20 protein-coding genes are annotated in these 24,833 nt (G+C 69.6%); 4 read left to right on the top strand and 16 right to left on the bottom strand.

Annotation, left to right across the window (positions count from 1 at the left end):
- Window positions 1-72 precede the first annotated feature (72 nt).
- From A4R43_RS37555 to A4R43_RS37525, 7 genes are all read right to left on the bottom strand, one after another.
- A complete protein-coding gene (locus A4R43_RS37555; protein WP_236808506.1) occupies window positions 73-1,455 on the bottom strand; it encodes a cytochrome P450 in 1,383 nt (460 codons plus the stop codon).
- Window positions 1,452-2,504 carry an RnfABCDGE type electron transport complex subunit D gene (locus tag A4R43_RS37550; RefSeq protein ID WP_236808505.1) on the bottom strand — a complete coding sequence of 351 codons (1,053 nt, stop codon included), beginning with the start codon at window positions 2,502-2,504 and terminating at the stop codon, window positions 1,452-1,454. Before A4R43_RS37550 ends, A4R43_RS37555 begins: the two co-directional genes overlap by 4 nt.
- Window positions 2,505-2,507: 3 nt before the next feature.
- Window positions 2,508-4,433: an ASPIC/UnbV domain-containing protein gene (locus A4R43_RS37545; RefSeq protein WP_113696435.1), complete on the bottom strand. Its 1,926-nt coding sequence runs from the start codon at window positions 4,431-4,433 to the stop codon at window positions 2,508-2,510.
- Entirely contained in the window at window positions 4,430-5,371 is a 942-nt protein-coding gene (locus A4R43_RS37540; RefSeq protein ID WP_236809320.1) for a DUF1702 family protein, read from the bottom strand. The genes A4R43_RS37545 and A4R43_RS37540 overlap by 4 nt, the downstream gene beginning before the upstream one ends.
- A gap of 220 nt (window positions 5,372-5,591) precedes the next feature.
- Window positions 5,592-6,590 carry a DUF1702 family protein gene (locus A4R43_RS37535; RefSeq protein WP_113696433.1) on the bottom strand — a complete coding sequence of 333 codons (999 nt, stop codon included), beginning with the start codon at window positions 6,588-6,590 and terminating at the stop codon, window positions 5,592-5,594.
- A 223-nt stretch (window positions 6,591-6,813) separates the two neighbouring features.
- A complete protein-coding gene (locus A4R43_RS37530; protein WP_236808504.1) occupies window positions 6,814-7,635 on the bottom strand; it encodes a helix-turn-helix transcriptional regulator in 822 nt (273 codons plus the stop codon).
- Between the two features lie 47 nt (window positions 7,636-7,682).
- The gene (locus tag A4R43_RS37525) at window positions 7,683-8,219 is read right to left on the bottom strand and encodes a hypothetical protein (RefSeq protein ID WP_113696431.1); all 537 of its coding nucleotides are present in this window, start codon (window positions 8,217-8,219) and stop codon (window positions 7,683-7,685) included.
- Window positions 8,220-8,492: 273 nt separating this feature from the next.
- Here A4R43_RS37525 and A4R43_RS37520 point away from each other — a divergent pair, with 273 nt between their 5' ends.
- A complete protein-coding gene (locus A4R43_RS37520; RefSeq protein WP_194239913.1) occupies window positions 8,493-9,146 on the top strand; it encodes a response regulator transcription factor in 654 nt (217 codons plus the stop codon).
- A 131-nt stretch (window positions 9,147-9,277) separates the two neighbouring features.
- Here A4R43_RS37520 and A4R43_RS37515 read toward each other — a convergent pair whose 3' ends face one another.
- The 5 genes from A4R43_RS37515 to A4R43_RS43045 form a co-directional block, all read right to left on the bottom strand.
- Entirely contained in the window at window positions 9,278-10,036 is a 759-nt protein-coding gene (locus A4R43_RS37515) for a histidine kinase (RefSeq protein WP_113696429.1), read from the bottom strand.
- Window positions 10,037-10,051: 15 nt separating this feature from the next.
- Entirely contained in the window at window positions 10,052-11,284 is a 1,233-nt protein-coding gene (locus A4R43_RS37510) for a sensor histidine kinase (protein ID WP_113696428.1), read from the bottom strand.
- A 103-nt stretch (window positions 11,285-11,387) separates the two neighbouring features.
- Window positions 11,388-12,827, bottom strand: coding sequence for a SagB/ThcOx family dehydrogenase (locus A4R43_RS37505; protein ID WP_236808503.1), 1,440 nt, complete (start codon window positions 12,825-12,827; stop codon window positions 11,388-11,390).
- A 30-nt stretch (window positions 12,828-12,857) separates the two neighbouring features.
- On the bottom strand, window positions 12,858-15,113 hold the full coding sequence (locus A4R43_RS37500) for a TOMM precursor leader peptide-binding protein (RefSeq protein ID WP_113696426.1): 2,256 nt from the start codon (window positions 15,111-15,113) through the stop codon (window positions 12,858-12,860).
- Window positions 15,113-15,271: a hypothetical protein gene (locus tag A4R43_RS43045; RefSeq protein WP_162788733.1), complete on the bottom strand. Its 159-nt coding sequence runs from the start codon at window positions 15,269-15,271 to the stop codon at window positions 15,113-15,115. The genes A4R43_RS37500 and A4R43_RS43045 overlap by 1 nt, the downstream gene beginning before the upstream one ends.
- 271 nt (window positions 15,272-15,542) lie before the next feature.
- Here A4R43_RS43045 and A4R43_RS37495 point away from each other — a divergent pair, with 271 nt between their 5' ends.
- Both A4R43_RS37495 and A4R43_RS37490 read left to right on the top strand, forming a co-directional pair.
- On the top strand, window positions 15,543-16,364 hold the full coding sequence (locus A4R43_RS37495; protein ID WP_418190779.1) for an AfsR/SARP family transcriptional regulator: 822 nt from the start codon (window positions 15,543-15,545) through the stop codon (window positions 16,362-16,364).
- Window positions 16,365-16,577: 213 nt separating this feature from the next.
- Window positions 16,578-17,258, top strand: a complete 681-nt coding sequence (locus A4R43_RS37490) for a winged helix-turn-helix transcriptional regulator (RefSeq protein ID WP_113696425.1) — start codon at window positions 16,578-16,580, stop codon at window positions 17,256-17,258.
- 137 nt (window positions 17,259-17,395) lie between these two features.
- On the opposite strand, the gene epsC is transcribed toward A4R43_RS37490, so the two are convergent.
- From epsC to A4R43_RS37475, 3 genes are all read right to left on the bottom strand, one after another.
- Complete coding sequence (epsC, locus tag A4R43_RS37485; protein WP_113696424.1) at window positions 17,396-17,995, bottom strand: serine O-acetyltransferase EpsC; 600 nt, start codon at window positions 17,993-17,995, stop codon at window positions 17,396-17,398.
- Complete coding sequence (asnB, locus tag A4R43_RS37480) at window positions 17,995-19,791, bottom strand: asparagine synthase (glutamine-hydrolyzing) (RefSeq protein WP_113696423.1); 1,797 nt, start codon at window positions 19,789-19,791, stop codon at window positions 17,995-17,997. Before asnB ends, epsC begins: the two co-directional genes overlap by 1 nt.
- 109 nt (window positions 19,792-19,900) lie before the next feature.
- A complete protein-coding gene (locus tag A4R43_RS37475) occupies window positions 19,901-20,914 on the bottom strand; it encodes a CobW family GTP-binding protein (RefSeq protein WP_418190778.1) in 1,014 nt (337 codons plus the stop codon).
- 166 nt (window positions 20,915-21,080) lie between these two features.
- Here A4R43_RS37475 and ahcY point away from each other — a divergent pair, with 166 nt between their 5' ends.
- The gene (ahcY, locus tag A4R43_RS37470; RefSeq protein WP_113696421.1) at window positions 21,081-22,541 is read left to right on the top strand and encodes an adenosylhomocysteinase; all 1,461 of its coding nucleotides are present in this window, start codon (window positions 21,081-21,083) and stop codon (window positions 22,539-22,541) included.
- Between the two features lie 2 nt (window positions 22,542-22,543).
- On the opposite strand, the gene A4R43_RS37465 is transcribed toward ahcY, so the two are convergent.
- Complete coding sequence (locus A4R43_RS37465) at window positions 22,544-24,679, bottom strand: molybdopterin oxidoreductase family protein (RefSeq protein WP_113696420.1); 2,136 nt, start codon at window positions 24,677-24,679, stop codon at window positions 22,544-22,546.
- Window positions 24,680-24,833: the final 154 nt, after the last annotated feature.

Raw genomic sequence — 24,833 nt, 5'->3', positions numbered from 1 at the left:
CCACATTCGTGTTCGGGAGGGGAAGGGCCGGCGGATCCCCGGGGGTGGGAGGGGCGGGGATCCGCCGGGGTCTCAAGCGGCCTTGTGCACGGTCATCGGCAGGCCGCCTTTGGCGCGCAGGGAGAGCATGGGCTCCGCCTCCACGCGGTGGCCCGGCACCCCGGTGAGCGTCAGTTCCCTGGCGATCATCGCGAGCACAAAAACCGCCTCCATCAGGCCGAGGCTGTTGCCCACGCAGAACCGCGGGCCCGCGCCGAACGGGATGTAGGCGTACCGGGGCCGCCCGGCGGTGGCGTCCGGGGCGAAGCGGTCCGGGTCGAACTCGGCCGGGCGGTCCCAGAAAGCCGGGTGCCGGTGCATGGTGTACGGGCACACCACCACATCCGAGCCCGCCGGCACGTGGTAACCGGCGATCTCGTCGTCCTCCAGTGCCAGCCTCGGCAGGATCCACACCGGTGGGTACAGGCGCATCGCCTCCGAGATCACCTGGTTGGTGTAGACCAGTTTCCGGATGTCCTCGTGTTGCGGCAGCCGGTCCCCGAGCACCTCCAAAGCCTCGGCTCGCAGGCGTTCCGCGACCTCCGGGTGCCGGTCCAGCAGGTGCAGCGACCAGCTCAGCGTGCTCGCCGTGGTCTCGTGCCCGGCCAGCAACAGGGTGACCAGCTCGTCCCGCATGCGTTGCTCGCCGACCGCCGGGTCCGCTTCCTCCCTTGTGGACACGATCAGTCGCGAAAGGACGTCGTCGCCGATCGCGCCGCCGGCGGCGTCCCGGTGGGCGACCAGGGCGTCGACCACCCGCTGCAGTTCGCGCCGGGCCGCGCGGAAGCGCAGCTGCTTGGGCAGCGGTACCCACATCGGCACCATCGACAGCGTGACCATCTCGAACATCGCCTGGTCCTGCACGGCTTCGAACGAGTGGCCCACCGCGTCGAACGCCCCGAGATCGGCGTCCAGCAGGGTCCGGCCGAGCACCCCGAGGGTCAGCCCGGTCATCTCCTGCGTGATGTCGATCGGCTCACCACCGGCCCGCGCCCGCAGCCGGTCGACCAGTTTCGCGCCCTCTTCGGCCACGATGCCTGCCTGCGACACGATCCGCTTGTGCTGGAACGCCGGCTGGATGATCTTGCGCTGCTTGCGCCAGAGCTGGCCCTCGCTGGTGAGCAGGCCGTCACCGAGCGCCCGCTTCGCCTGGACCAGGCCAATTCCCTTGTGGTAGTTGGCCGCGTTGTCGGCGAGCACGTGCTTCGCGGGGTCCGGGTGGTTGAAGAAGTACAGCGTCTTCGGCCCGATGGCCATCCGCACCGCGTCGCCGTAGGTGTCCGCCGCCTCCGACATCAGCCGGAGCCGATCGCCGGCCAGGTGCTTGAGCAGCCGGAAGGTAGCGGTCCGCGGCGGGCCCGGCGGCACCCGTCGAGGGGTGCCGCCGGGGTTCCGCGTCCGCTTGAACAGGCTCACGCCGCCTTCTCGGCCGGTGGCGGATCGGCCGCCTTGGCCGCGATGGAGACCGGAGCGGGAACCGCTTCGACCGCCGGTGGCGCGGATTCCAGTTTCGCCTTCTCCGCCGCGGCTTTCTGCTCGGCCTCGAACTGCAGCCGCGCCTTGTTGACGAAGTGCAGCGCCCAGAGGAAGCCACCGCGGATCAGGCACACCGCGGCCGTGGCGAAGAACAACCCGTAGGCGATCCCAGCGCCGGTGAGCACGCCGTACAGGGTCGCCACCCCGGCGCCGAAGGCGAACTGCGACGCGGGCTTCGACGGGGTCGTGCCCGGGTCGGTGATCATGTAGTTGGTGAACAACACGAACGCCACCCCGGTCATCGTGCCCAGCGCACCGAGGATCGCGGTGTCCAGCAGCACCCCGCGGACCACCGACTGCAGCGCGAAGAAGCTCAGCCAGCCGAAGATCAACCACATGCGGCCGGTCAGCTTCGCGTTCAGCATGGTGCCCGCGACGATGATCAGCACCGGGATCAGCCAGTCGATCACGCCGGTGACGTTCTCGGTGAAGTGGTAGGGCGGCGCGATGCTCGCCCACGGGAACACCAGCAGGATCACCGCGATGCCGAAGTTCGACGGGTTCATGTAGTGGCGCAGCCTGCCGCGGACCGGGGCCCGCAGCACCCACTTCGCCCCGACCGCCACCACGATGCCGAACAGCATCACCAGGATCTGGTCGTTGGGATAGGTCAGCATGTTCACCGCGAGGCTGGTGATGTGCGCGGGGAACAGGAACTCCACCAGCCCGCGGAGCCCGATGCCGAGGAAGCGCGGTGCGCGCCCCTCAACCCTGGCGTTGATCATCTCCAGGCCGAGTTCCACGGTGTAACCGGTGGCCAGCGCGATGAACGGCCACAGCCACGGCTGCTCGAAGCCGAGCACGGTGTAACCGAGGATGTTGAACACGGTCATCGAGATCGCGAACCGGCGCAGGGCCGTGATCACCTTCGGGTCGCGGGGCGGACCACCGGAATTCTGCGGCGGGCCACTGGGTTTCTGCTCGGCCATGACTCACCTCTCCTTGGCCTGCGTGCCGAGCTGGAGCGAGTGCCAGCCCGGGTTCAGCTTCAGTTCCTGCTCGTGTGCCTGACCGTTGCGGTCACGCCACCACAGCTTCACGTCCTGGGCACCCCGCACGTCACCGAGTCCGATGTGGACATCGTTGCTGCGCTTGCCGGAGTGCCCGCTGCCGCCGTCCACGCGGCCGAGAATGGTCCTGCCGTCCGCGGTCTTCACGCTGACCTGCGCCCCGACCACCGGCGCACCGTCCGGGTGGGTCAGCTTCAGGCCGAGGAACTCACCGGCCGACGGCGCGGTGTTCTGGTAGAAGACCGGCTGGTCCCACTGCCGGGCCACAGCCATGTCGATCCGGCCGTCGCCGTCGGCGTCACCGGTGGCGATGCCGCGGGTGGGCACCGGCACGCCGAGGCCGAGCTGCTCGGACAGGTTGACGAAGGTGCCGTCGGCCTTGGGCACGAAGAACGCCAGGCGCTGGTTGCCTGCCACGTCGTCACCCTTGACCATGTTCGGCCACCAGGCCGGGTCGCGCACGGTCAGGTCATTCGCGGTGGCCAGCTCCTGCAGCTGCGGCCAGCGGTTGACCTCACCCTTGACGAAGCCGGTGGTCTGGGCGATGGCGGGCTTGCCGCTGTTGTTGAAGTCCTCGGACTTGATGTCCCAGGCCCAGCCGGACCACGCGGTGCCGAGGTCGGTGCTCTTGTCCTCCCACGGCGCGTTGCCGGCCTGGAGCTGCGCCCGCAGCTCGGACTGGCTGCCCGCGGTGTTCATGAACTGGAAGTTGCTCTCCTCGATGCCGAACGAGGTGGTGATGTTGCTGACGAAAAGGTCGTACAGCCCGTTGCGGTCGAGGTCGGCCCACTCCGCGGACATGCCCTTGAACGAGTCGCCACCCATCCGCTTGGACTTCGGCACCAGCGGGGTGCGGCTGTCCACAATGGGCTCGAACTTGATGTTGCCGGGGGTGGACCGGTTGTGCAGCATGGCGTCCTTGCCGTGGTCCTGCGCCAGGTACAGCTCGGGCAGCAGGTCGCCGTCGACGTCGTTCGCCGCGGCACCGAGCACCCAACCCTTGGACAGGTCGGTCGGGATCACGTTGTCCAGCTGCTGGTACTGCACACCGGTGGCGCTCGCGCCGGTCCAGCGGAAGAAGTAGTCCTCACCGCCGTTGGAGGCGTTCGACAGCGAGTCGTTCATCTCCACGCCGCCCTTGACCGACGGGTCGAGCACCGGACTGTGCGGGAAGTAGTTCCCGAGGTAGATGTCGATGTGCCCGTCACCGTCGAAGTCGTCGATGGCGACGGCGTTGCTGTTCCACTGCGGACCGTTGTACTTCGCCGCGGTGGACCCGGGAACCAGCTCGACCGGCACGAAGCAGTTGGCGTCGAGCGCCTTGCCCTTCGCCTCCGGCTTGCCGAGGAACACGATCGGCGTGCGGCCCCAGTAGTAGACCAGCAGGTCGGTGGTGCCGTCCTCGTTGAAGTCCGCCGGCGCGCAGCCCATCGGCGCCATCACGTCGTTCATCGGGAGCACACCGGTCTTCAGCGCGAACGGCGCGTAGCGCTGCTCGCCCTTGCCCGGGGTCGGGGTGATCACCACCTGGTCGATCCGCGGATCGGTGACGCACAGGTCGTTCGCGAGACCGTCGCCGTCGACGTCGTTCATCGCGATGCCCGCACCCACCGAGGAGATCCAGGCGTCGATGTTCTTGTAGTCCTGGTTGACCTTCCGGATCTCCTGTTGCGGGAAGCCGCTCGGCATGGCGATCGACTTCGGCGCGAAGCCGTAGCCTGCGGCCAGCTCGTCCTGCTCGGCCGCCGACGTCTCCGGCAGGCTGCTGACCAGGAACATGCCGGCCACGAGGGCGAGGGCAACGATCCCGGCCAGCTGCTTGCGCAGCCAGTGGACTGTCGCGGTCATAGGTGAACACCTCCAATGGAAACGAACTCGTTTGCGATCTGCTGACGCCAGGTTTCGAAGGCGGGCACCTCACCGTCGACGGGATCGGCGGGCCGGACGTCCTGGGTGACCTTCGCGGCCGTGACCGCGTCGGTGCCGCAGAGGATCTCCGCGGCGGCTTCGGAATGCGGCACGAGCAGGCCGGCGCGCACGCGGGCTTCGGCGGCGAAGGCCGAGCCCTGCGCGAGCATCCAGCGGTGGTCGCCGGCGTGGTCGCGGAGGTACCGCAGCTCCTCGGGGTCGGCGCCACCCGCGTAGGTGGCGGCGAGCCCGATCCCGCCGTAGAGGTCGGAGTGCCGCGACTCGGGGAAGTCGCGCACCAGGTCGGTGACCAGCTTCGCGTCGGTGCCGCCGATGAACCACAGCGCGCGGCCGATGCCCTGGTCGATGGCCCGGTTGGCGTAGGGCGACTCGACCGGCCAGGCGAACCGCTCGTCCTGGTACTGCTCGTTGATGTACTTGTGCGTCCGGAAGTAGGCCTGGTGGAAGCCGTACCCGTCGAGCACCAGCCAGCGCAGCAGCGGGTCGAAGGCCTCGGGGTCGGGCCACCGGAACTTCGGCAGCCTGGCCATCGCCCAGCCGACGCCGACGTAGATCAGGTAGTTGTGCGGATCGCCGCCGCTGACCAGGCTCTGCTGCGTCCGCCCCTGGCCGGGCAGCGGCAGGCCGTCGAGCATCGCCCAGCCCATGCCGGCGCCTTCGTAGGCGAACCCGCGCCAGCGCTCCGGCATCGCGTCCAAGCGCTCCATCGCGTCGGCGGTCGTCCGCTCCTCGACCGCGTACGCGTACCCTTCGAGGAAAACCCTGCCGACCTTCTCCAGCAGTTCCTGCGCGGCCGGGCTCTTCTTGTGGAAACCCCGTTTGTCCAAAGTGGTTTCCACCACGTTCGGAGTCAGAATGCGGCGCCGTAGCGCGCGCCAGCCATTACCCAACTCGCTCTCCCCCTATCGGGTAGAATCGAATTCCGGAGCACTCGTGCCTTAACCATCCCAAGAAGCAGCCAGCGCGCTCTACTCCATCCTTGCCGAAGGCGCGCAGGTCAGGGCCCTGAAACGGGAGCGGCCGCCGCTCCACGGGAGAGAGCGGCGGCCGCTGGACCAAAGGGGCTTCAGGCCGTGTTCAAGCGACGGAGCGCAGTTTCGAAGTGGCGAATTCCCGGCGAATGCGCTCACGCCAGATTTCGTAGGCCGGCGTACTCGCCGTTCCTTCCTCGTGCGCCACCTCGGTTCCGTCGGCAATGCGCACGGCGTCCTCAATGGACACTCCACCGAGCGCGCGGATCGCGGTTTCGGTGTGCGGCGGCACAAAACCGGAATAGGTGCGGGCCTTGGTCGCGAAAACGGCGCCCAGTGCCAGCTCCGGCGCGTGCTGCCCGGCGGGCCCGCGCAGCGACGCCAGCCCGTCGGCGTCGGCGCCCCCGGCGAAGGTCGCCGCCAGGCCGACCCCGCTCCACAGATCCGCCTGCCGCTCGGGGGCGAACTTCGCCACCGCGGCCGCCACGTTCGCCGGGTGCCCGCCGTGGATGAACCACAGCGCGCGCCCGATGCCCTGGTCCACCGCGCGGCCGAAGTAGCCGGGGTGACCGTCCCACGGGTACGGCTTGAGCACGTGCTGCCGGTCCACGATCTTCTTCGTGTCGAAGTAGGCGCGGTCGAAGCCGTACCCGTCGACGGCCAGCCAGCTCATCGTCGGGTGGTACGGCGTGCCGCTGAGGTCGGGCACGATCTTCTTCCACAGCGGCCGCGGCAGCCGGGCCATGGCGAACCCGATCCCGATGTAGGTCAGGAAGATGTGCGGCTGACCCGGGCCGAGCAGCAGGTCGCGGGTGCGGCTGGTCGGGCGGAAGCTCATCGCGTCCAGCACCGCCGAGGCCATCGTCGCGCCCTCGTAGGCGAAGCCGCGGTACTCGGCCTCGACCAGGTTCAGCCGCCGTTCGAGGTCCCACTGGCCGGGGCTGTCGATACCCCACTCGAACCCGGCGACCACGGACTGCGGAATGGCCTCCAGCCGCGCGGTGGCCTCGGTGGGCTCCACGGCGAAGCCGCGGCCCGCGAAGCTGACCGCCTGGAACGAGGGGGCGAGCACACGTCGCCGCAGGGAGCCGAGCAGGGTCGACATCGGGGACTTCCTCACTTTCGGCGCCGCTTGGGCGGTGTCTCATCAGCGGCGGAGCCGCTGGCGGTGGGCCGTCAACTGGCACCGCGGCGGGTTCTCAGGCGTCTTCTCGCGAGGACAGCTTCACCGTGGTGAATCGGCATTCATGAGGTGAAGCTCCCGGAGCGAGAAGACGCCTGAGGTTCCGCTACCCGCACCGCCACGCAAACCACTGTCAGAACACTCGCTAGGCGACCGCGGGCAGTTCCTGGACTCGGGGGAGGGCGACGGCGTTGACGTCCGCGGTGACCCGCGAAGCCAGCGTGATCGCGATCGGCGGGTCGGTCGGCCGCACCGGGCGCAGCCGCAGGTTCACCGCGGCGGTCTCGTCACCGGCGATGGCGATCGGCGCGGCGGTGGCGATCGAGTACGACCGGCCCTCGCCGAGGCCGCCCTGGTGCTCGGCGACCGCGATCACGTGCCAGCGGCCGGGCGGCACGTTGTTGATGATCAGCTCGGTGGAGCCGCTGTCGGCCATGCCCTTGAAGGCGACCGGGCCACACTGCGGGATGGCCTCGGCGAACACGCCGATCAGCACGTTGCCGGTGGTCTTGCCGGGCGGCATGTCCAGCCTGCCGACCACCGAGCCGCCGTTGTGCTGCGGCACCGCGCAGCTCTGACCGGCGTCGCGCAGGGTCTTCAGCGACGGCAGCCGCTGGAAGTGCGGGGCCATCGCGACCAGCAGCTCGCTCACCATCGGGTCGCGGTACTGGGTGGGGCTCATGCCGACCGCCCTGGTGAACCGGCTGGTGAAGGTGCCGACGCTGCTGTAGCCGACGCTGCAGACGATGTCGGACACGGTCAGCGAGGTGGTCAGCAGCAGGCGCTTGGCCTCGAACAACCGGACCGCGGTCAGGTACCGGCCGGGGGTGACGCCGGTGGCCCTGGAGAAGATCCGGGAGAAGTGGAAGGGGCTGACGAAGACCTCGGAGGCGAGGTCGTTCAGCGTGATGGGCTCGAAGTAGCGCTCGTGCATCGCGGCGATGGCTTGGCGGACGGCCGGTTGCATGATGGGCACTCCCTGGTTGGAATCGTTGGCGAGCTCACCGCGTCGGTTCATGCGGCACGCTCCGGCCGGTACCGTTCGGCGGCCCGCGGTGCGGGCAGCCACGGGTGTCCCGCGTCGCAGCTGAGCCGCGGCGGCGGAAGTTCGGAGTTCACGCGGACCGCGACCCGGACCACCCGGTCGCACCCGGGGTGGCGGCACGGTCCCAGCTCGGTGTGCAGCAACGGGTTGGGGTGGGCGACCTGGCGGGCCGCGGCGATCAGCGCGTCCAGCCCGGCCAGCAGCTCACCGGCTTCGGGGTGGCGGACCAGCTCGTCGAGCCGTCCGGCGAGGAAGGCGGCCATCGGCAGGGAGCCGTCGACCGGCGCGTTCGTCACCGTGCGTTCGCACCAGGAGCGCAGGAAGGTGTTCAGCGCGGTGCAGAGCTCGGCCGCGGCGGCGGTGGCGCGTCGGCCGGACGGAGTGCCGGGTCGCGGCCGACCGGCGGAACCGGTGCCGCCGTTCGCCAGCACCCTGGCGCACCGGGCGTACCAGCCGGGCAGTTCGCGGAAGGCGTGTTCCAGGCGGGCCCGGCACTGGGCGCACAAACGCGGACCTGGGATGATCGAGGCAGTGGTGCCGGTTCCGCGACCGGTCCGGCAGGACGCCGAAGCACAGAGGTTCGTAACCATTGTCCCTCCCCAGCGTCCCGACCCGACTCAACTGCTGGGAGTAAGCATGCATTCGGTGACTCGAGCCGAGGACGAAACGAAGCCGAGACCCAATGGGGTTGCAGATAGTCAGATCGGCGGAGAAAAGGGGCACCCTCGGTATAACGCCTGCGCGAATTTTTTCTCGTTCGAAGGACACGGAGAACACTGATGAGCGATTATTCTGAGGAGGCGATTACGTCGAGCGAAAGGCGCGAAGTGATCAATGTTCTACTGGCCGAGGACATGCACATGCTGCGCGGCGCGCTCGTCGCACTGCTGAACCTCGAGGCCGACATCACCGTGGTCGCCGAAGTGGCATCCGGCGACGAGATCCTGCCCGCCGCGCAGAAGCACCAGCCCGACGTGGCCATCATCGACATCGACCTCCCCGGCAAGGACGGGCTGACCGCGGCCACCGAGCTGCACGCCAGCGTGCCCGACTGCCGGACCCTGATCCTGACCAGTCTGGGCAGGCCGGGCACGGTGCGGCGGGCGCTGGACGCCAGGGTCAACGGCTTCATGCTCAAGGACGCGCCGTCGAAGAAGCTGGCGAACGCGGTCCGGCAGGTGGCCGTGGGCAGGCGGGTGATCGACAGCGAGCTGGCGCTGGCGGCCTGGGACACCGAGGACTGCCCGCTGGCCACCAGGGAGATCGAAATCCTGCGACTGGCGGCGGCCGGTCAAAATGTGGCGGACATTGCCGCGCAGCTGTTTCTTTCTCCCGGAACCGTGCGTAACTACCTGACTACGGTGGTCACCAAGCTCAATGCGCGCAATCGTGTGGACGCCATCCGCATCGCCAAGGAAAACGACTGGCTGTGACCGGTTGCCGGACGTTGTTCGACCCGCCGCTATTCCCTCTAATGGCGGAGTCACAAATACCGGCAATCGGTTGCGGCCGGTCATGACAATCATCATCGGAAACGTGGCCGAACACCCGAATGCCGCCGGATTCAGCCAGCTGAACCCGGCCTCGGCGGGTGGTCTGGACCGGCGGACCGGCCGACCGCGACCGAGCGGACTTCGGCCAGTGCCCGGCGGGCGATCTCCTGCACGTCCTCGAGTTCCGTCCGCGCCCGCGCCGGGCAGTCGGTGACCAGCCGGGCGCTCAGCTCCGTTTTCAGCGTGATCGCCGAAAGGCTCAGCCCCAGCAGGTCGTGCACGTCACGGGCACAGCGCAGCCGCTCCCGCGCCACCGCCAGCCGGCTCAGGTCGTGCCGCGCCGCGTGCAGGCCGGCCACCAGCCGGACCAGCCACGACAGGCCGTAGACCACCAGCGCGGTGACCACCACGTTGCTCACCGCCCACCACACCGCGAGCGGGCCCGCGCCGGCCGACTGCTCCACCGAACCCACCACCACGACCACCACCAGCAGCACCGGCCAGCCCACCGCGGTGGGCAGCAGTAGCAGCGCGCTCCCGGCGAACACCCCGGTCAGCCCGTGCCGGTGCGGGCCGAACACCAGCATCGGCGCCCAGGTCAGCAGCGCCTGCGCGAGCAGCACCAACGCGATGCGCGCCCACGTGCCGACCACGGCGGGCCGGACGAGGTAGCCGAGTTGGAGCGCGACAAGCGCGACCGCGCAGAACACCGCGAAGCACACCGCCGAGGTGGTCCGCGCGCAGAACACGACGCCGAGCGTGGCGTCCACCGAAAGCCCGGTCAGCACCGCGACGAGAATGCCGAAGCCCGGGCGGCGAACGTGGCGCATTCGCCGTGCCCGGGATCAGCGTCCCGCGGCGGCGAGCGGTACGTCGGCCCGCAGCAGGTACCGCCCGTCCGGCTCGGTTTCCACGGTCAGCTCCCCGCCCAGCCGGGAAACCCGGTGCGACAGGTTGCGGATGCCGTTGCCCGCGTTCGGCGCCGGGGACGAGCCGTTCACCGTCACGCCGTCGTTCGCGATCACCAGGCGCACCTTGCCGTCGAGGTCGCGCACCGAGATCTCACACCATTCGGCTTCGCTGTGCCGCAGCACGTTCGTCACGCCCTCGCGCAACACCGTCGCCAGCACCGTGCCGACCGGACCGTCCAGCTCGCGGTCGTCCCGTTCGATGCGAACGTCCACTTCGGCCGCCGACAACGCCGACTGCGCCTGCCTGCACTCCTCGTCCAGTGAAAGCTCGCGCTTGCCGCTGGCCACCATGCGCACGTCGGCCAGCGCGCGACGGGACATCACCAGCATGTCCTCGAGTTCCTTGCGCGCCCGTTCCGGGTGGTCGTCGAGCAGCCGGTTCGTCAGCTCCGTTTTCAGCGTGATCGCCGACAGGCTCAGGCCCAGCAGGTCGTGCACGTCACGGGAGAACCGCAGCCGCTCCTCGGCCACCGCCATCCGGCTCAGCTCGTGCCGCGCCGCGTGCAGGTCGCTGACCAGCTGCACCAGCCGCGACAGGCCGTAGATCACCAGCGCGGTGATCATCGTGCCGACGATGATGTAGGTGACCGCGTAGAGCGGGGCGACCAGGTTCGCGCCCTTGGTCAGCTCGAAGAACACGATCGTGGTCAGCACCACGCCCACCAGCGGCCAGGCCAGCACCGCCGGGAGCAGCACCAGCACGCTGCCGGCGAGCAGGCCGGTGAACCCGTGCCAGCGCGGGCCGAACACGAAGATCGGCGCCCACACCAGCACCGCCTGCGCCAGCAGCACCAGCGTCGTGCGCTGCCAGGTCTTGCGCGCGGTCGGCCGGGACACGTACGCCAGTTGCAGTGCCACCAGGCACAGCACGCAGGCGACGGTGCCGACCGCCCGCCAGAACGTGCCGGAGTGGAAGATGATGCCGATGACCGCGTTCAGGCTGATCCCGGTGAGCACCGAAATGAGGATGGAGTTGGCCACCCTGGGCGCGATCTCCGGCAGCCAGAGCGCCTGAGCCGCCTTCTCGGTGCCGTTGGTGCCATCGGTTTCCGGCCGCTCGCCCGCATTCTCGCCAGCGGCTCTGGCGGATCCACTTGCGATGCTCACCGGAAACTCCCCTCGTGACCAGCGACGTCGATCGCGTCGAAAGCCTTGCCGAGGCTACCCAGCGGCCTTCTCGGCGAGCAACCACGTAGGGGTCGCGGGGCCCTCAGCCCTGTGCGTCCAGCACGCATTCCCCTACCCCGATCTCCGCCGGCCAGTCGAGCCCCAGCACCCGGTCCACGGTGTCGCTGGCGTCCACCGGAACCGCGTGCGCGGACAGGCCCATTGCCTTGGCGCACAGGTAAAGCGTCTGCTGCAACGCGCCGACGTGCATCAGCGTCACCGCGTAGGCGGCCCCGCCGAGCACCCAGGCCGTGCGTGCCATGCGCGCGGTCACCGAGATCATCGCGGCCGGGCGCCGGACGCTGCCCGCGGCGACCTTCGCCAGGTCGAGCATGGCGGCGAGGTGGCCGGGGTCGTCGTCGATCAGGGTGAGCGCGTGCCCGGCCGGGTCGTAGTGGTAGATCGCGCGCGGCAGGCCGGCGCAGCGGTCGATGCTCAAGTACAGCTCGAGTTCGTACAGGCAGGCGATGGCGAAGTACGGGCGCTGCGTCGCGTCGTGCCCCGGCGGGATCGGCGGGTGGGCCGGGCCGGTGGACCGGACGCGCGCGCTGCGGAACAGCAGTTCGCCCAGCTGCTCGCGGGTGAGTTCGGCGGGCGAGAACTTCGGGCAGACGTGGTCGGTCTCCAGCAGCTCGGTCAGCGACGGTGAGCTGCCGTCCAGCTCGGGGGAAACCAGCGGGAAGCGCTCGCCGTCGGGCACCGGCCTGGTCAGCGGGGCCGGGTGCTCGGTGGCCTGCCGGTAGGCCGATTCGGAGACGAGTTCGCCGCGGCGGCTGCGGCTGTGCGTGTGGAACAGCAGTTCGTGGTGCGACCAGTGTCTCAGCGCGTCGTCGTCTTCGGTGAAGTCGTCCGCCGCGTCCCCGCACAGCACCACGCCCGCCGCGGTGAGGAAGGCGACCACGTCGGCCACCACGTGCTCGGGCACCGCGGTCGCGTCGGCCAGCTCACCGGTCGTCGCCGGGGTGGCCAGCGCGGACGCGATGCGGACCGCCTGCGGCTGGCTGAGCACCACGCGGAAGTCCGCCCGCGGTGACTCGAGCACCAGGTCGCCGTCCTCCGGCCGGAGCACGGCGAAGCGGGACAGCCTGCTCAGCGCCTTCGGGCCGACCTCGGTCAGCCGGAACGCGGGCGAGGGCACCACCGGCACCACCGAGAGCAGCGGGCGCTGCCCGTCGGCCAGGCCGAGCGAGTGCACCACCGAGCCGCTGACCTGGTCCAGCACCCGCTCCAGGCCCGCCAGGTCGTGCAGCTTGCGCGCCGGTCCCGCCTTGCGCGCGGTCACCACGTTCTGCAGGGACACCGGGCCGAGGCCCATCCGGCGCAGCGACTCGATCGCGAAGGCACCGGCGCTTTCCAGGTTCAGCTCGCCCCACCTGGTGACCACGTTGAGCGATCCGGCCTCCTCACCCTCTTCGACCAGGGCGTCCTCGCTCAGCGACCACAGCCGGACGGTGGTCATGACGTCGTCTGATGTCGAGGTCAACTCCGGCTCCCGCCTCGCTCGAGGAATGGTTCACAGAAAGAGTGGCATGGGATTGAGCTCGTGGTAAGGCGTCGGTTCCGGCAACCGGCCCAGCCGCACCGGCACGTCGAACAGGCGGCCGGGGGCGAACCGGGCCCAGAAGTGCCGGATGCCGGGAATGACCACCTTGACCACCGGGAGGCCGACGTCCGGCCGCGTCTGGTCGAGCACCAGCATTTCCAGGCCGTGCTCCGCCAGCAGGCCCGCCAGCGCGTCGACGTCCTCCCGCACGTCCTCCCGCGGCACGTAACCGAACTCGGCGGGAACTCGGGCGGGCACGGCCGGGTCGGGCAGCAGGTAGGGCTGGTTGGCCACGGTGGCCTCGCTCAGCCAGGCCGCCGCGTCCGGGTCGGACGGCAGCACGCTCTCGTCCAGGCAGCCGGGCAGCAGCTGGTTCAGCTCGGTGAGCGCACGGCGCAGGGCGATGCGCGGGTCGAGGTGCGCGCCGAAGCCGAGCATGATGCGCTCGCCGGGACGGTCGACACGGCGTGACACCGCCACCATCACCGGGATGCCGAGATCGGCGGTCGCGTCGAGCACCCAGACCTCACGGCCCAGCCGGGCGTACTGCTCCCGCAGCTCGGTCACCCACGGCTCGGCGAAGGCGTCGAGATCGACCGCGGGCAGCCGCAGGCGGTTGTACCACCAGATCGCCACCGCGTCGCGTTCCACCAGCTCGAGCGTGCCCTGCAGGATCGCGTCCTCCATGCTGCTGCCCGCGGCGTTGCCGTTGGAGTCGGCCGCCACCGCCGGATGCGGCGGCGCGCCGTAGTAGAGCATCGCGGTGGGCAGCATCCGGTGCCTGCTCCCGGTGATGGACCACAGCGGGGTCCAGTCGGTCACCTCGTCCTCGTCGAACGGCTCGCCGATGTGGTTGAACGCCGAGCGCCGCGGGTTCCAGTCCTCGCGGGTGGCGTACTGCCGCTCGTCGAAGAGCAGGCAGTCGTTCGGGTGGACGGCCAGCTCACCCAGCGCGCGGAGGCTGGCGCGGATCCGGAACTCGTCACCCTGGAAGGTGCCGGAGAACCGTTCGATGGCCTCGCAGAGCGCCCCCACCTGTGCGTCCAGCGGGGTCAGGCCCTTGCCGCCGTTCTCCGCACGCAGGTTCGCCCGGAAGGCGTTCAGCCCGGTGATGTTGCGGGAGAGGTTCACGCCGGACCGGTAGGAGTTGACGAACGCGGGTGCGTTGGGGTCCTGCTTGATCTCCTTGATGATCCCGGTGACCGGGCTGACCAGGTGCTGGTAGCGGTCGAGCACCTGGGCGGGCAGCAGCGTGCGGTGCCCGCCGCCGGCCGAGGAGGCCTTGCGGGCCGGGTTCAGCCGCACCGGCTTGCACGCCCGTGAAGTGAAGAGGGTGGCGTCACCGCAGTTCGCGCACTGCGGCCGGGCACGCAGCTCGTGCCTGCTGCCCTCGAAGTCCTGGGTGTCGAAGGTCCACACCGAACGCTGCCCGGGGTAGCGGTGCCCGGCCAGCCACTTGGTGACCTCCAGCGCGATCAGGTTGCCCGCCGCGGCGGCCAGCGACGGCAGCGACGGCACCGGCCGGGCCGCCGGGCCCTGCCTGCCGAGCGTGGCCTGCACGCAGGCCTCCGCGTGCCGGTGCCCCCAGAGCCGGTTGGCCAGGCAGTGCCAGCACCCCGGCCGGTCCGGTTCGAAGAACGGCCCGAGCCAGACCCGGGTGCCGGCCGGCTTGGCGAGCAGCCACGGCTTGCCCAGCGCGCGCTGGGCGGCGTCCGCCTCGGCCAGCGCCGGGTCGAGGTAGTCGTCGCAGACCACCACGGTCAGGTCGGCGGCCGGATGCGGTCCGGAGTGGACGTCCACTCCGGACTCGGTCAGCGCCCGGCTGACCGCGGCGACGCCGGTGGTGGTGTTGACGCCGACCAGCGCGACCGTGGCGACCGCCGCGCGGGCGGCGTCGGCGGCGGCCACCCCGCAGGCGTCCCAGTACGCCTGCGCTTGTTCGTCCACTTCGGTTTCCTCCGGCGCGCGGAGGCTGACCAGCCCGGCTTCGACCAATTGGCCGATCAGGCTGCTCACCTGGTCCGCGTCCATGCCTCCCGGCTGGGCGCGCAGCAGGCTTTCGAAATCGTGGTTGCCGTCCAGCAGTGCCGCGAGCGAGGCAACGCGCGCCCCGCGCAGTGCGGTGACCCCGTGCTCGGAGAACAGGTAGGCACCTTCGCCCTCGTTGACCTCGGCACGCAGGTGACGCTTGAAAACCGGAACTCTCGCCGCGACACCGCCGTCCATCAGGCGGCTTCCGGGAAGGTGGTGGTCGGGGTGGAGGTCCAGCAGGTGTTGGTGGGCAGCACCGCCAGCCCGCGGGGGTCGTGCCACTGGTCGAAGCTGTCGATCACCAGCACCACGTTGTCCTCGCGGGGCAGTTCGACCACGTTCTGCTTGTTCATCGTCGATCCTCCGATTTGCGGGTGTTTCGTTGGTGATGGGAGAATCCTGCGCTGGCGACCGGTCGTGGTTCCAGTGCCGCCCACACGGGTCCCGTATGCGTTTTTCACATCGCCCCCGGCCATATTCACGTCGGGACTGGTGCCCCTCTCACTGCCGCTGACCAGGGCGTTTCTGTCAATCTTCGAGAAACGCACGACTGTGCCGACAGGAGCAGCCAGCACTTGGGGAGCAGTCGGTTCACGCGTCGGATGTGACTGGGAGGGAACGAACGTGTTGGTTTCCGAGGTTCCGGCCGGGAGTGACAGCCCCGGCGGCACGGCCGAAAGCGCGGTGACGTTCACCCTTCTCGGCCCGCTCGAGGTGCTCAAGGACGGTGTCGACTACGCGCCGACGGCGCCGAAGATCCTGCAGCTGATGGCGATGCTGCTGATGCGGCCGGGCAAGGTCGTGCAGATCGACTCGATCATCCAGGAGCTGTGGGCGAACAAGCCACCCCGCAGCGTGCGCACCACCATGCAGACCTACGTCTACCAGGTCCGCCGGTGCATCGAGCAGAACAAGCTGGCCGCCGACCCCGAAGCGATGCTGGCCACCAAGCCCCCCGGCTACGTCTTCCGCATCGATCCGGCGCAGGTCGACGTGTTCGAGTTCCAGCAGCTGTGCCGGCGCGGCCGCGACGAGCTGGAGGCGCGGCGCTTCGCCGACGCGGCCCGCTCGTTCCGCGGTGCGCTGGGCCTGTGGTCCGGCCCGGCGCTGGCCAACGTCAACTGCGGTTCGGTGCTCGCCGCCTACGCGGTGGACCTGGCCGAGCAGCGCCGGGCCGCGCAGCACCTGCGGATCGAGGCCGAGATCGAGGCTGGCATGCACCGCGAGCTGGTCGGCGAGCTGCGTTCGCTGGTCACCGCGAACCCGCTCGACGAAGGCCTGCACGGGCAGCTGATGCGCGTGCTGGGCCGCAGCGGCAGGCGGTCCGACGCGATGGCCACCTACCGGCAGCTGCGCACGCGGCTGACCACCGAACTGGGCGTCGAACCGTGTGACGAGCTGCAGCTGCTGCACCACGAGCTGCTCTCGGCCGGAGACCCCTCCTGATGTTCCGCGGTTACCCGCTCACCGAGAAGGTTTCCTTGCAGGTGAAGCTTTTCCGCAGTGTGTCAACTCGGCCACGAGCGCCGTGTGCAGGCGCTCGTTCGGGTGTCGAGCGGTTCCCGAGTCCACCCAAAGACGCTGGACCGCAGCTATGGCGACAGCCCGATCATCTCCGTCCAACCGATGTCTCAACCTGACGAAGAGTGGGGATTTACGATGAGTCGAACGTACGGACAGTTCTGCGGCCTGGCACGTGCCATGGAGATGGTGGGCGAGCGCTGGGGCATGCTGGTGGTCCGCGACCTGCTGCTCGGCCCGAAGCGCTTCACCGACCTGCGCGCCGGGTTGCCGCGCATCCCGTCCAGCATTCTCTCCGCCCGGCTGAACGAGCTGGAGGAGGCCGGCGTGGTCCGGCGCCGCGTGCTGCCGCAACTGGACGCCTCGGTGGTCTACGAGCTCACCGAGTACGGCAGCGAGCTGGAAGCCGTCGTGCTGCAGCTGGGCCTGTGGGGCGCCCGGTCGCTCGGGTCGCCGGGTGAGGAGGACGTGTTCACCATGGACTCGGCCATCCTGTCGCTGTACACCACGTTCCGGCCGGAGGTGGCCACGAACGTGCGCGCCAGCTTCGAGCTGCACTACGGCCCGACGATGACGCTGCACGCGCTGATCGACGGCGAGGACCTGAAGGTGGGCGAGGGCCCCTACCCCGACGCCGACCTGACGGTCACCTGCTACGGCTCGATCAAGCCGGTGTTCGCCAAGGAGATCTCGCCGCAGGAGGCGCTGGACCAGGGCATCCTGAGCATCTCCGGGGACCCGGCGCTGCTCGAGGTGTTCGCCGACCTGTTCCACATCCCGGCCGCGCCGCGCAAGGTCGAGGGCCTGGCCGTCCGCTGAAGCTGAGCCGGGGCCCGGCGCGACTCCCTCCACCGGGCCCCGACTCGTTCCAGCCTCTCGAAGTACCCCCGAACGCAATGAATGTGGCTTTCATAGCGTCTGACGCTATGAAAGCCACATTCATTGCATGGGGTCGGTCAGCTGGCCCGCGGCAGGCGTACCACCGTGTTCGAAGAGGACCGGTGCACCACGTCCCCCGCCGGTGCCCGGACGTGCGCGTCCGCCGGCACGTCGTGCAACACCAGCGACTGCGCCCCGATCAACGCGTTGTCCCCCACCGTGATCGGCCCCAGCAGGCTCGCGTTCGCGCCCACCGTCACCCCGTTGCCGAGCTTCGGGTGCCGCCTGCCGTCGGCGCGTTCGCGGTCCTGCCACCAGCCGTAGGAACCCAGCGTCACCTGGTGGAACAACGACACGTCGTCGCCGATGACCGCGGTTTCCCCGATCACCACGCCGCAGCCGTGGTCGATGAAGAACCGGCGCCCGATCCGCGCGCCGGGATGGATCTCGATGCCGCCGGTCAGCACGCGCGTGAGCATGCACACCGCGCGCGCCGACTTGAACCTTTCCTTGCGGTACAACCGGTTCCCGACGCGGTACCCGGCGAGCGCGAGCACCGTCGGGTGCAGCAGCGCCTCGCTGCGGGACCGGATGGACGGGTCCCGGTCGATGATGACGTCCAGCAGTTCCGTGCTCGCGGCCACCGCCCGGCGCAGCCGCCCGATCAGCCCCGCCATCAGCGACCCCGCTTCGTGCCGAAGAACTGCTCCCGCCAGATTTCGTGCACCGCCAGCGCCCAGATGGTCAGCGCGGTGGTGTCCCCCGGCTCGGTCGCCTGACGCGTGAACAGCCGGTCCACCGCGCTCACGTCGACCTGACCGGCCGCCTTCAACCGCGGTGCCGCCAGCAGGTCCCTCGCGTAGTCCCACAACGGCCAGCCCGGCGTGAGCATCGCGGTGATGGGCAGGGTGAACGGCTGCTTGGGCCGGTTCAGCACGGCGTCCGGCAGCAGCCCGGCAGCCGCGGCGTAGAGCGTCCGCTTGACGCCGGTGTCGTCGATGCGCCGCCGGTCGGACAGCGCGCGCCCGAGTGAAACCACGGAACGCTGGCAGAACGGCAGCCGGACCTCCACCGAGCCGGACATGCTGAGGTGGTCCACCCGCCGCAGGTGGTAGGCGGGCAGCCGGTGCCCCAGCTCGAACTCGGTGATCCTGGCCAGCACCGAACCCTCGCCGGTGGCCAGCGGACCGGTCGCGTCGGCCGGGATGGCCGGGCCGGATTCGGCCAGCGCGGCCCGGTAGTCGTCGGTGTAGAGCGCGTACCGCTCGGTCGCGGGCAGCACGCCCAGCGCGTCGAGGTAGTTGTCGTACCAGGGTTTCCCGGCCGCGTCCGCCCGCGTCGCCGCGGTCATCCTGGAGTACCCGCCGAACACCTCGTCCGCCGCGTCACCGGTCAGCGCGACCTTGAACCCGCTGTCCCGCACCGCGTTGAACAACGCGTAGGTGCTCAGCGTGATCGGGTCGGCGTTCGGCTGCCCGAGGTGCCAGACCACATCGGACAGCAGGTCCGGGAAGGTCGCCGGATCGATCTCCACCTGGTGGTAGTTCGTGCCCGCGCGGTCGGAGACCTGGCGCGCGAAGCGGCGCTCGTCGGCGGGCCAGTTGCCGGTGTAGGCGATGTTGAAGGTGTGCAGCTCGGTTTCCGACTCCGCGGCGAGCGCGGTGACCAGGCTCGAGTCGAGCCCGCCGGAGGTGATGGTGGCCACCGGCACGTCCGCGACCAGCAGCTGGCCGACCTCGTGCCGCAGCCGCTCCCGCAGGTCGCCGGCCACCGCGGCGTCGTCCTCCGGCAGCACCTCGGCGACCGGCGGCTCGCGGCGGTATGTGCGCAGCCCGGCGTATTCGGTGCAGATCATCGTGGTGGACGGCGGCAGGACGCGCACGCCGTCGAACATGGTCTGCTCGCCGAACGGGGTCTTCGTGGCCAGGTACGCGTCCAGCCCGGCTTCCCATTCGGCCGGGGCGACCTCGCCGAAGCCCAGCAGCGCGGGCAGTTCCGAAGAGAAGTGCAGCGACCGCGCGCCCGGCTCCCACCGGTAGTACAGCGGCTTCATGCCGATGTGGTCGGTGGCCAGCAGCAGCCGCGGTTCCGCGCCACGCAGGTCGATCACGGCGATCGCGTACATGCCGTCGAGGTGGTCGACGAACGCGTCCCCGTAGGCGTGGTAGAGCGCGGGCAGCACGTTGCCGTCGCAGTGGTCGTCGAACCGGTAGCCCTTCGCGGTGAGCTCCGCGCGCAGGCGCACGTGGTTGTAGATCTCACCGTTGAACACCACCTTGATGCGGTCGTCGAGTTCGTAGGGCTGGGCGCCCCCGTCGAGATCGACGATCGCCAGCCGGTTGTTCCCGATCCCCCAGCCGCCGGCCCGCGCGGTCCCGCGCCCGTCCGGCCCACCGTGGTGTTGCAGTGCGGCGACCGCCCGCAGCTCGTGCGGTGTCGCCTTCGCGTTGAAAAAACCGTAAATTCGGCACATGGGCTTTCGCTCTCCAGCCTCACAGGCAGGCAGACAGTCCTGCGGCACGTCAATCACAAAGATCGCGTAAACCGCTCGATGTCGTGTCGAGCCCGGCTGAAGCCGAAAGCTATTCCTCCGGCAGGAAGCGCAGCACCGGCAACATGGCCTGTGAGTCCACTTGGGACGGATCGGGTTCTTCACAACTGCGCAGTTGCTTGCCGATCGTCTCACCGTCGATCCCGGCGCCGATCAGCACCAGCCGGGTGCCCCGGCGTTCGCCGGCCGCCCAGCCGGATCTGCGCAGCCGCAGGAAAGCACCGACGGTGTGCACGGTGTACTTCTTGTCGTGGCCGGGCAAACCGAGATCGACGTCACCCTTGATCCGGTAGATCCCGGCCGGCCGGTTTTCCATGAATTCCATGAACCGGCGCGGGTGCAACGGGGTTTCGCTCTCGAATTCGACGCTGTCGTAACGCGCGTGCGCGTGCCGCGAATGGTCTTCGTCCGCTGTGTCCTCTTCGGACAGGTCGAGGAAGGACAGCTGCCGCGCGTGTTCCTCGCGGCGCTCCGGCAGTTCGAACAGCAGCGCCGGGTCGATCCGGCCGTGCTCCACCCCGAGCACCGGCACGCCCTGCGCCAGTTCCTCGACCGTCTCGCGCACGCCGTCGGCGATGCGGTCGATCTTGTTCAGCACCACCAGATCCGCCAGCCGCACGTGGTCGGCCAGCTCCGGGTGCTCCGCCCGGACCGCGGTGAACTCGGCGCCGTCGACCACCTCGACCAGCCCGCCGTACTCGATGTGCTCGTGCTCACTGGCCAGCAGCAGCCGGATCAGCCCGCGGGGTTCGGCGAGCCCGCTCGCCTCGATCACGATCACGTCCAGGTCGGCACCGGACAGCCGGGCCAGCATGCCGTCCAGCCCGCTGGCGTCGACCGCACAGCACAGGCAGCCGTTGTTCAGCGACACCATCGAATCGACCTGGCCGGCCACCGCCATCGCGTCCACGCCGATGCTGCCGAAGTCGTTGACCACCACGCCGATGCGCGCGCCGGAACTGTTGTGCAGCAAGTGGTTGAGCAGGGTGGTTTTGCCTGCCCCGAGAAAGCCGGCGACCAGCACTACCGGGATCTGCTTCCGCATCACCCCACCCTACCGGCGGCGTTGACAGCGCCCGGCCGGGACTGGAACCCTGGGTGGCGGAGGCCGAGAGGCGCTGCGACGGACTGGGAAAGCCCAGCTCCGCCACGCTCGGCCTTCGCGCGACGAACGAACAAGGGCGCCTCCGACTTCTGGAGGTGCCTTTTTTGTGAACGCGAAACTGCGGCAGGTCAACGGGCTCGAGTTCGCGGTGGCCGATCTGTCACTGGCCGAAGCCGGCCGCCACCAACTGCGCCTCGCCGAGCACGAAATGCCCGGCTTGATGGCCATTCGCGCCGAATACGCCGCGGCCAAACCGCTGAAGGGCGCGCGGATCGCGGGCTCGCTGCACATGACCGTGCAGACCGCGGTGCTGATCGAGACGCTGGTCGATCTCGGCGCCGAGGTGCGCTGGGTGTCCTGCAACATCTTCTCCACCCAGGACGAGGCCGCCGCCGCGGTGGTCGTCGGCCGCGACGGCACCGTGGACCGCCCCACCGGCACGTCGGTGTTCGCCTGGAAGGGCGAGACGCTGGACGAGTACTGGTGGTGCACCGAGCAGCTGTTCACCTTCCCCGGCGGGCACGCGCCGAACATGCTGCTCGACGACGGTGGTGACGCCACGCTGCTGGTGCACCAGGGCGCCGAGTTCGAGGCCGCCGGTGTGGTGCCCGAGCCCACCGAGGACGACCCGGAGGAGTACCGGATCGTCCTGCGCACGCTGCGCGAGAGCCTGGCCGCCGACCCGAAGCGGTTCACCAGGGTGGCGAGCGAGATCAAGGGCGTCACCGAAGAGACCACCAACGGCGTGAAGCGCCTCTACAAGCTGGCCGAAGAGGGCAAGCTGCTGTTCCCGGCGATCAACGTCAACGACTCGGTGACCAAGTCGAAGTTCGACAACAAGTACGGCATCCGCCACTCGCTGGCCGACGGCATCAACCGCGCCACCGACGTGATGCTCGGCGGCAAGCTCGCGGTGATCTGCGGGTACGGCGACGTCGGCAAGGGCGCCGCCGAGTCCCTGCGCGGGCAGGGCGCGCGCGTGGTGGTCACCGAGATCGACCCGATCTGCGCGCTGCAGGCCTCGATGGAGGGGCTGGAGGTGGTGCGCCTGGAGGACGTGATCGAAAAGGGCGACCTGTTCATCACCACCACCGGCAACCTCGACATCATCATGGCCGCCGACATGGCGCGGATGAAGCACAACGCCATCGTCGGCAACGTCGGCCACTTCGACAACGAGATCGACATGGCCGGGCTGGCCAAGGTGCCGGGCATCCGCAAGGTGGAGATCAAGCCCCAGGTGCACGAGTGGGTCTTCCCCGACGGCCACGCGATCATCGTGCTGTCCGAAGGCCGCCTGATGAACCTGGGCAACGCCACCGGGCACCCGAGCTTCGTGATGTCGAACTCGTTCAGCAACCAGGCCATCGCGCAGATCGAGCTGTTCACCAAGCCGGGTGAGTACGACAGGGACGTCTACCGGCTGCCGAAGCACCTCGACGAGAAGGTCGCGCGCCTGCACCTGGACGCGCTCGGTGTGCGGCTGACCGAGCTGACCAAGAAGCAGGCCGAGTACATCGGCGTGGACGTGGCCGGCCCGTACAAGGCCGACCACTACCGCTACTGACGCTACTGAGGCAACGGCGCGAGGCTCACCGGGACGCCGTTGAACACGGCGTTCCCGGAGAGCACGTCCACCACCCGCTCGTCGGTCAGCGTGTTCGCGTTCACCCCCGGTTCGGTGGTCGCGACGCGCTGGCCGCGGCCGGAGTGGCCCCAGCCGTGCGGGAGGCTGACCACGCCGGGCATGATCGCGTCGGTCGGCTCGACCGGCACCACCAGCTCACCGGCGGACGACCGGATCACCGCCTGCTCGCCGAGGCCGAGCCGCTCGGCGTCGGCCGGGTTGACGTGCAGCGTGCACTGGTTGCTGCCGCCACGCAGGCCGGGGACGTTGTGCAGCCAGCTGTTGTTCGAGCGCAGCTGCCGCCGTCCGATCAGCAGGAACTCGGGTGCCTGCTCGGCGAGTCGCGCGCGCAGGCGGGTGAGGTCGCCGGTGATCTCCGGCGGGCTCAGCTCGACCCGGCCGGACGGGGTGCAGACCAGCTCCTTGAGCCGCGGTTCCAGCGGTCCGAGGTCGATGCCGTGCGGGTTCTCCCGCAGCTTTCGCAGGGAAAGGCCGTACGGGCCGAGCTGCAGCATCGCGTCCAGCATCAGCTCCGGGCCGCTGTCGCCGGTGAGCCCGGCGCGCATTTCCTCCGACCCGCCGGTCAGCTGGCCGACGATCATCTCGTCGAGCACCGAAGCCGGGGTGCTCGCGGGTTGCCCGGACACGATCAGCGTCAGCTTCGCCATGATCTCGGCTTCGGAGAGCTGGTCGTCGTCGAGCGGGAGGATCGCCGGGGAGAACCGGGTGTAGTTCCGCACGGTCACCGTGAGCAGCAGGAAGTCGTAGTGCGGCATCTGCAGCATGCGCGGCGGCGGCAGGATCACGTTGGCGTGCTTGGTGGTCTCGTTCAGGTACGGGTCCACGCAGACCATGAAGTCCAGTTCCGGCAGCACCCGGTCCAGGCGCGGGCCGTTCGGCGCGGAGAGCACCAGGTTGCCCGCGATCGAGATGAGCGCCTTGACCTGGCCTTTGCCCGGGGTCTCGATCTCGTCGGCGAGCGTGGCCACCGGCAGCTCACCGAGCGCCTCCGGCAGGCCGCGCACCCGGCTGTGGAAGTTGCCGGTGGTGAACGCCTGGCCGGTGCGGAAGACCTCGAGCGCGGCGGTGCGGGTGAACATCACGCCACCCGGGGAGTCGAAGTTGCCGGTCAGGATGTTGACCACGTCGACGAGCCACTGGGTCAGCGTGCCGAACTCCGAGGTGCAGGTGCCGATCCGGGTGTACACGGCGGCGGTCGGCGCGGCGGCCAGCTCGCGGGCGGTCCGCGCGATGTCGTCGGCCGCGATGCCGCAGATCGGCGAAACGGCGGCCGGGGTGAACTCGGCGGTCAGCGCACGCAACTCGTCGAGGCCGTTGACGTCCAGGGTGACCGTGTCGAGCTGCTCGGCCAGCAGCGTGTTGACCACGCCGAGCAGGAAGAACGCGTCGGTGCTCGGCCGGATGAACAGGTGCTCGTCGGCGAACTTCGCGGTGCGCGTGCGACGCGGGTCGACCACGGTGATCTTGCCGCCGCGGCGGCGCAGGTCCTTGAGCCGGCGCGGGAAGTCGGGCGCCGCGCACAGCGAACCGTGTGACTCCAGCGGGTTCGCGCCGATCACCAGCAGGTGGTCGGTGCGGTCCACGTCGGGCACCGCGATCGCCATCGGGTCGCCGAACAGGTACCCGCTGGACACGTGCTTGGGCATCTGGTCGATGGTCCCGGCCGAGTAGACGTTCCGGCTGCCCAGCGACTGGGTCAGCGGCACCCGGTACATGAACCCGGCCATGGTGTGGAAGGTCGGGTTTCCGAAGTAGACGGACAGCGCCTCGCGGCCGTGCTGTGCCACCACCGCGTTGAGCCCGCGCTCCACCTCGGCGAACGCCTCGTCCCAGCTGACCTCGTGCCAGGTGTCACCACGCCGGACCATCGGGTGGCGCAGGCGGTCCGGGTCCTCGTCGAGCTGGCCGAAGCTGGCGCCCTTGGGGCAGATGTAGCCCTGCGAGAACGGGTCGTCCGGATCGCCCTTGACCGAGGTCACCCGGTTGTCGTCGGCCAGCGTGAGCCGGAGGCCGCAGACGGCGTCACAGATGGAACAGGTCCGGTGCGCGGTTCTCATCGCCTACTCCCAGCGGTGGTGGTCCTTGCATCATTGCCCGGGGGTGCGGTGCCGGAATTCCTCTCGACTGCGGTTTTGGCCCGGCTGGCGCGATCATGAAGATTTCCTCATCATCGCTTCATCCGGGTTTTCGCGAGCGGGCGGAGGGTGGTGG

Origin of the sequence: Amycolatopsis albispora (assembly GCF_003312875.1) — a bacterium.
Lineage (GTDB): Bacteria > Actinomycetota > Actinomycetes > Mycobacteriales > Pseudonocardiaceae > Amycolatopsis > Amycolatopsis albispora.
The sequence above is the reverse complement of the archived record's forward strand: the minus strand, read 5'-3'. Positions and strand labels throughout refer to the sequence as shown.

What these genes read in the sequence shown, in the direction of transcription:
- A4R43_RS37550 (WP_236808505.1), bottom strand. Translation starts at nt 2,504, where the DNA reads ATGGCCGAGCAGAAACCCAGTGGCCCGCCGCAGAATTCCGGTGGTCCG.
- A4R43_RS37545 (WP_113696435.1), bottom strand. Translation starts at nt 4,433, where the DNA reads ATGACCGCGACAGTCCACTGGCTGCGCAAGCAGCTGGCCGGGATCGTT.
- A4R43_RS37535 (WP_113696433.1), bottom strand. Translation starts at nt 6,590, where the DNA reads ATGTCGACCCTGCTCGGCTCCCTGCGGCGACGTGTGCTCGCCCCCTCG.
- A4R43_RS37530 (WP_236808504.1), bottom strand. Translation starts at nt 7,635, where the DNA reads ATGCAACCGGCCGTCCGCCAAGCCATCGCCGCGATGCACGAGCGCTAC.
- A4R43_RS37520 (WP_194239913.1), top strand. Translation starts at nt 8,493, where the DNA reads ATGAGCGATTATTCTGAGGAGGCGATTACGTCGAGCGAAAGGCGCGAA.
- A4R43_RS37515 (WP_113696429.1), bottom strand. Translation starts at nt 10,036, where the DNA reads ATGCGCCACGTTCGCCGCCCGGGCTTCGGCATTCTCGTCGCGGTGCTG.
- A4R43_RS37500 (WP_113696426.1), bottom strand. Translation starts at nt 15,113, where the DNA reads ATGGACGGCGGTGTCGCGGCGAGAGTTCCGGTTTTCAAGCGTCACCTG.
- A4R43_RS43045 (WP_162788733.1), bottom strand. Translation starts at nt 15,271, where the DNA reads ATGAACAAGCAGAACGTGGTCGAACTGCCCCGCGAGGACAACGTGGTG.
- A4R43_RS37490 (WP_113696425.1), top strand. Translation starts at nt 16,578, where the DNA reads ATGAGTCGAACGTACGGACAGTTCTGCGGCCTGGCACGTGCCATGGAG.
- epsC (WP_113696424.1), bottom strand. Translation starts at nt 17,995, where the DNA reads ATGGCGGGGCTGATCGGGCGGCTGCGCCGGGCGGTGGCCGCGAGCACG.
- asnB (WP_113696423.1), bottom strand. Translation starts at nt 19,791, where the DNA reads ATGTGCCGAATTTACGGTTTTTTCAACGCGAAGGCGACACCGCACGAG.
- A4R43_RS37475 (WP_418190778.1), bottom strand. Translation starts at nt 20,914, where the DNA reads ATGCGGAAGCAGATCCCGGTAGTGCTGGTCGCCGGCTTTCTCGGGGCA.
- A4R43_RS37465 (WP_113696420.1), bottom strand. Translation starts at nt 24,679, where the DNA reads ATGAGAACCGCGCACCGGACCTGTTCCATCTGTGACGCCGTCTGCGGC.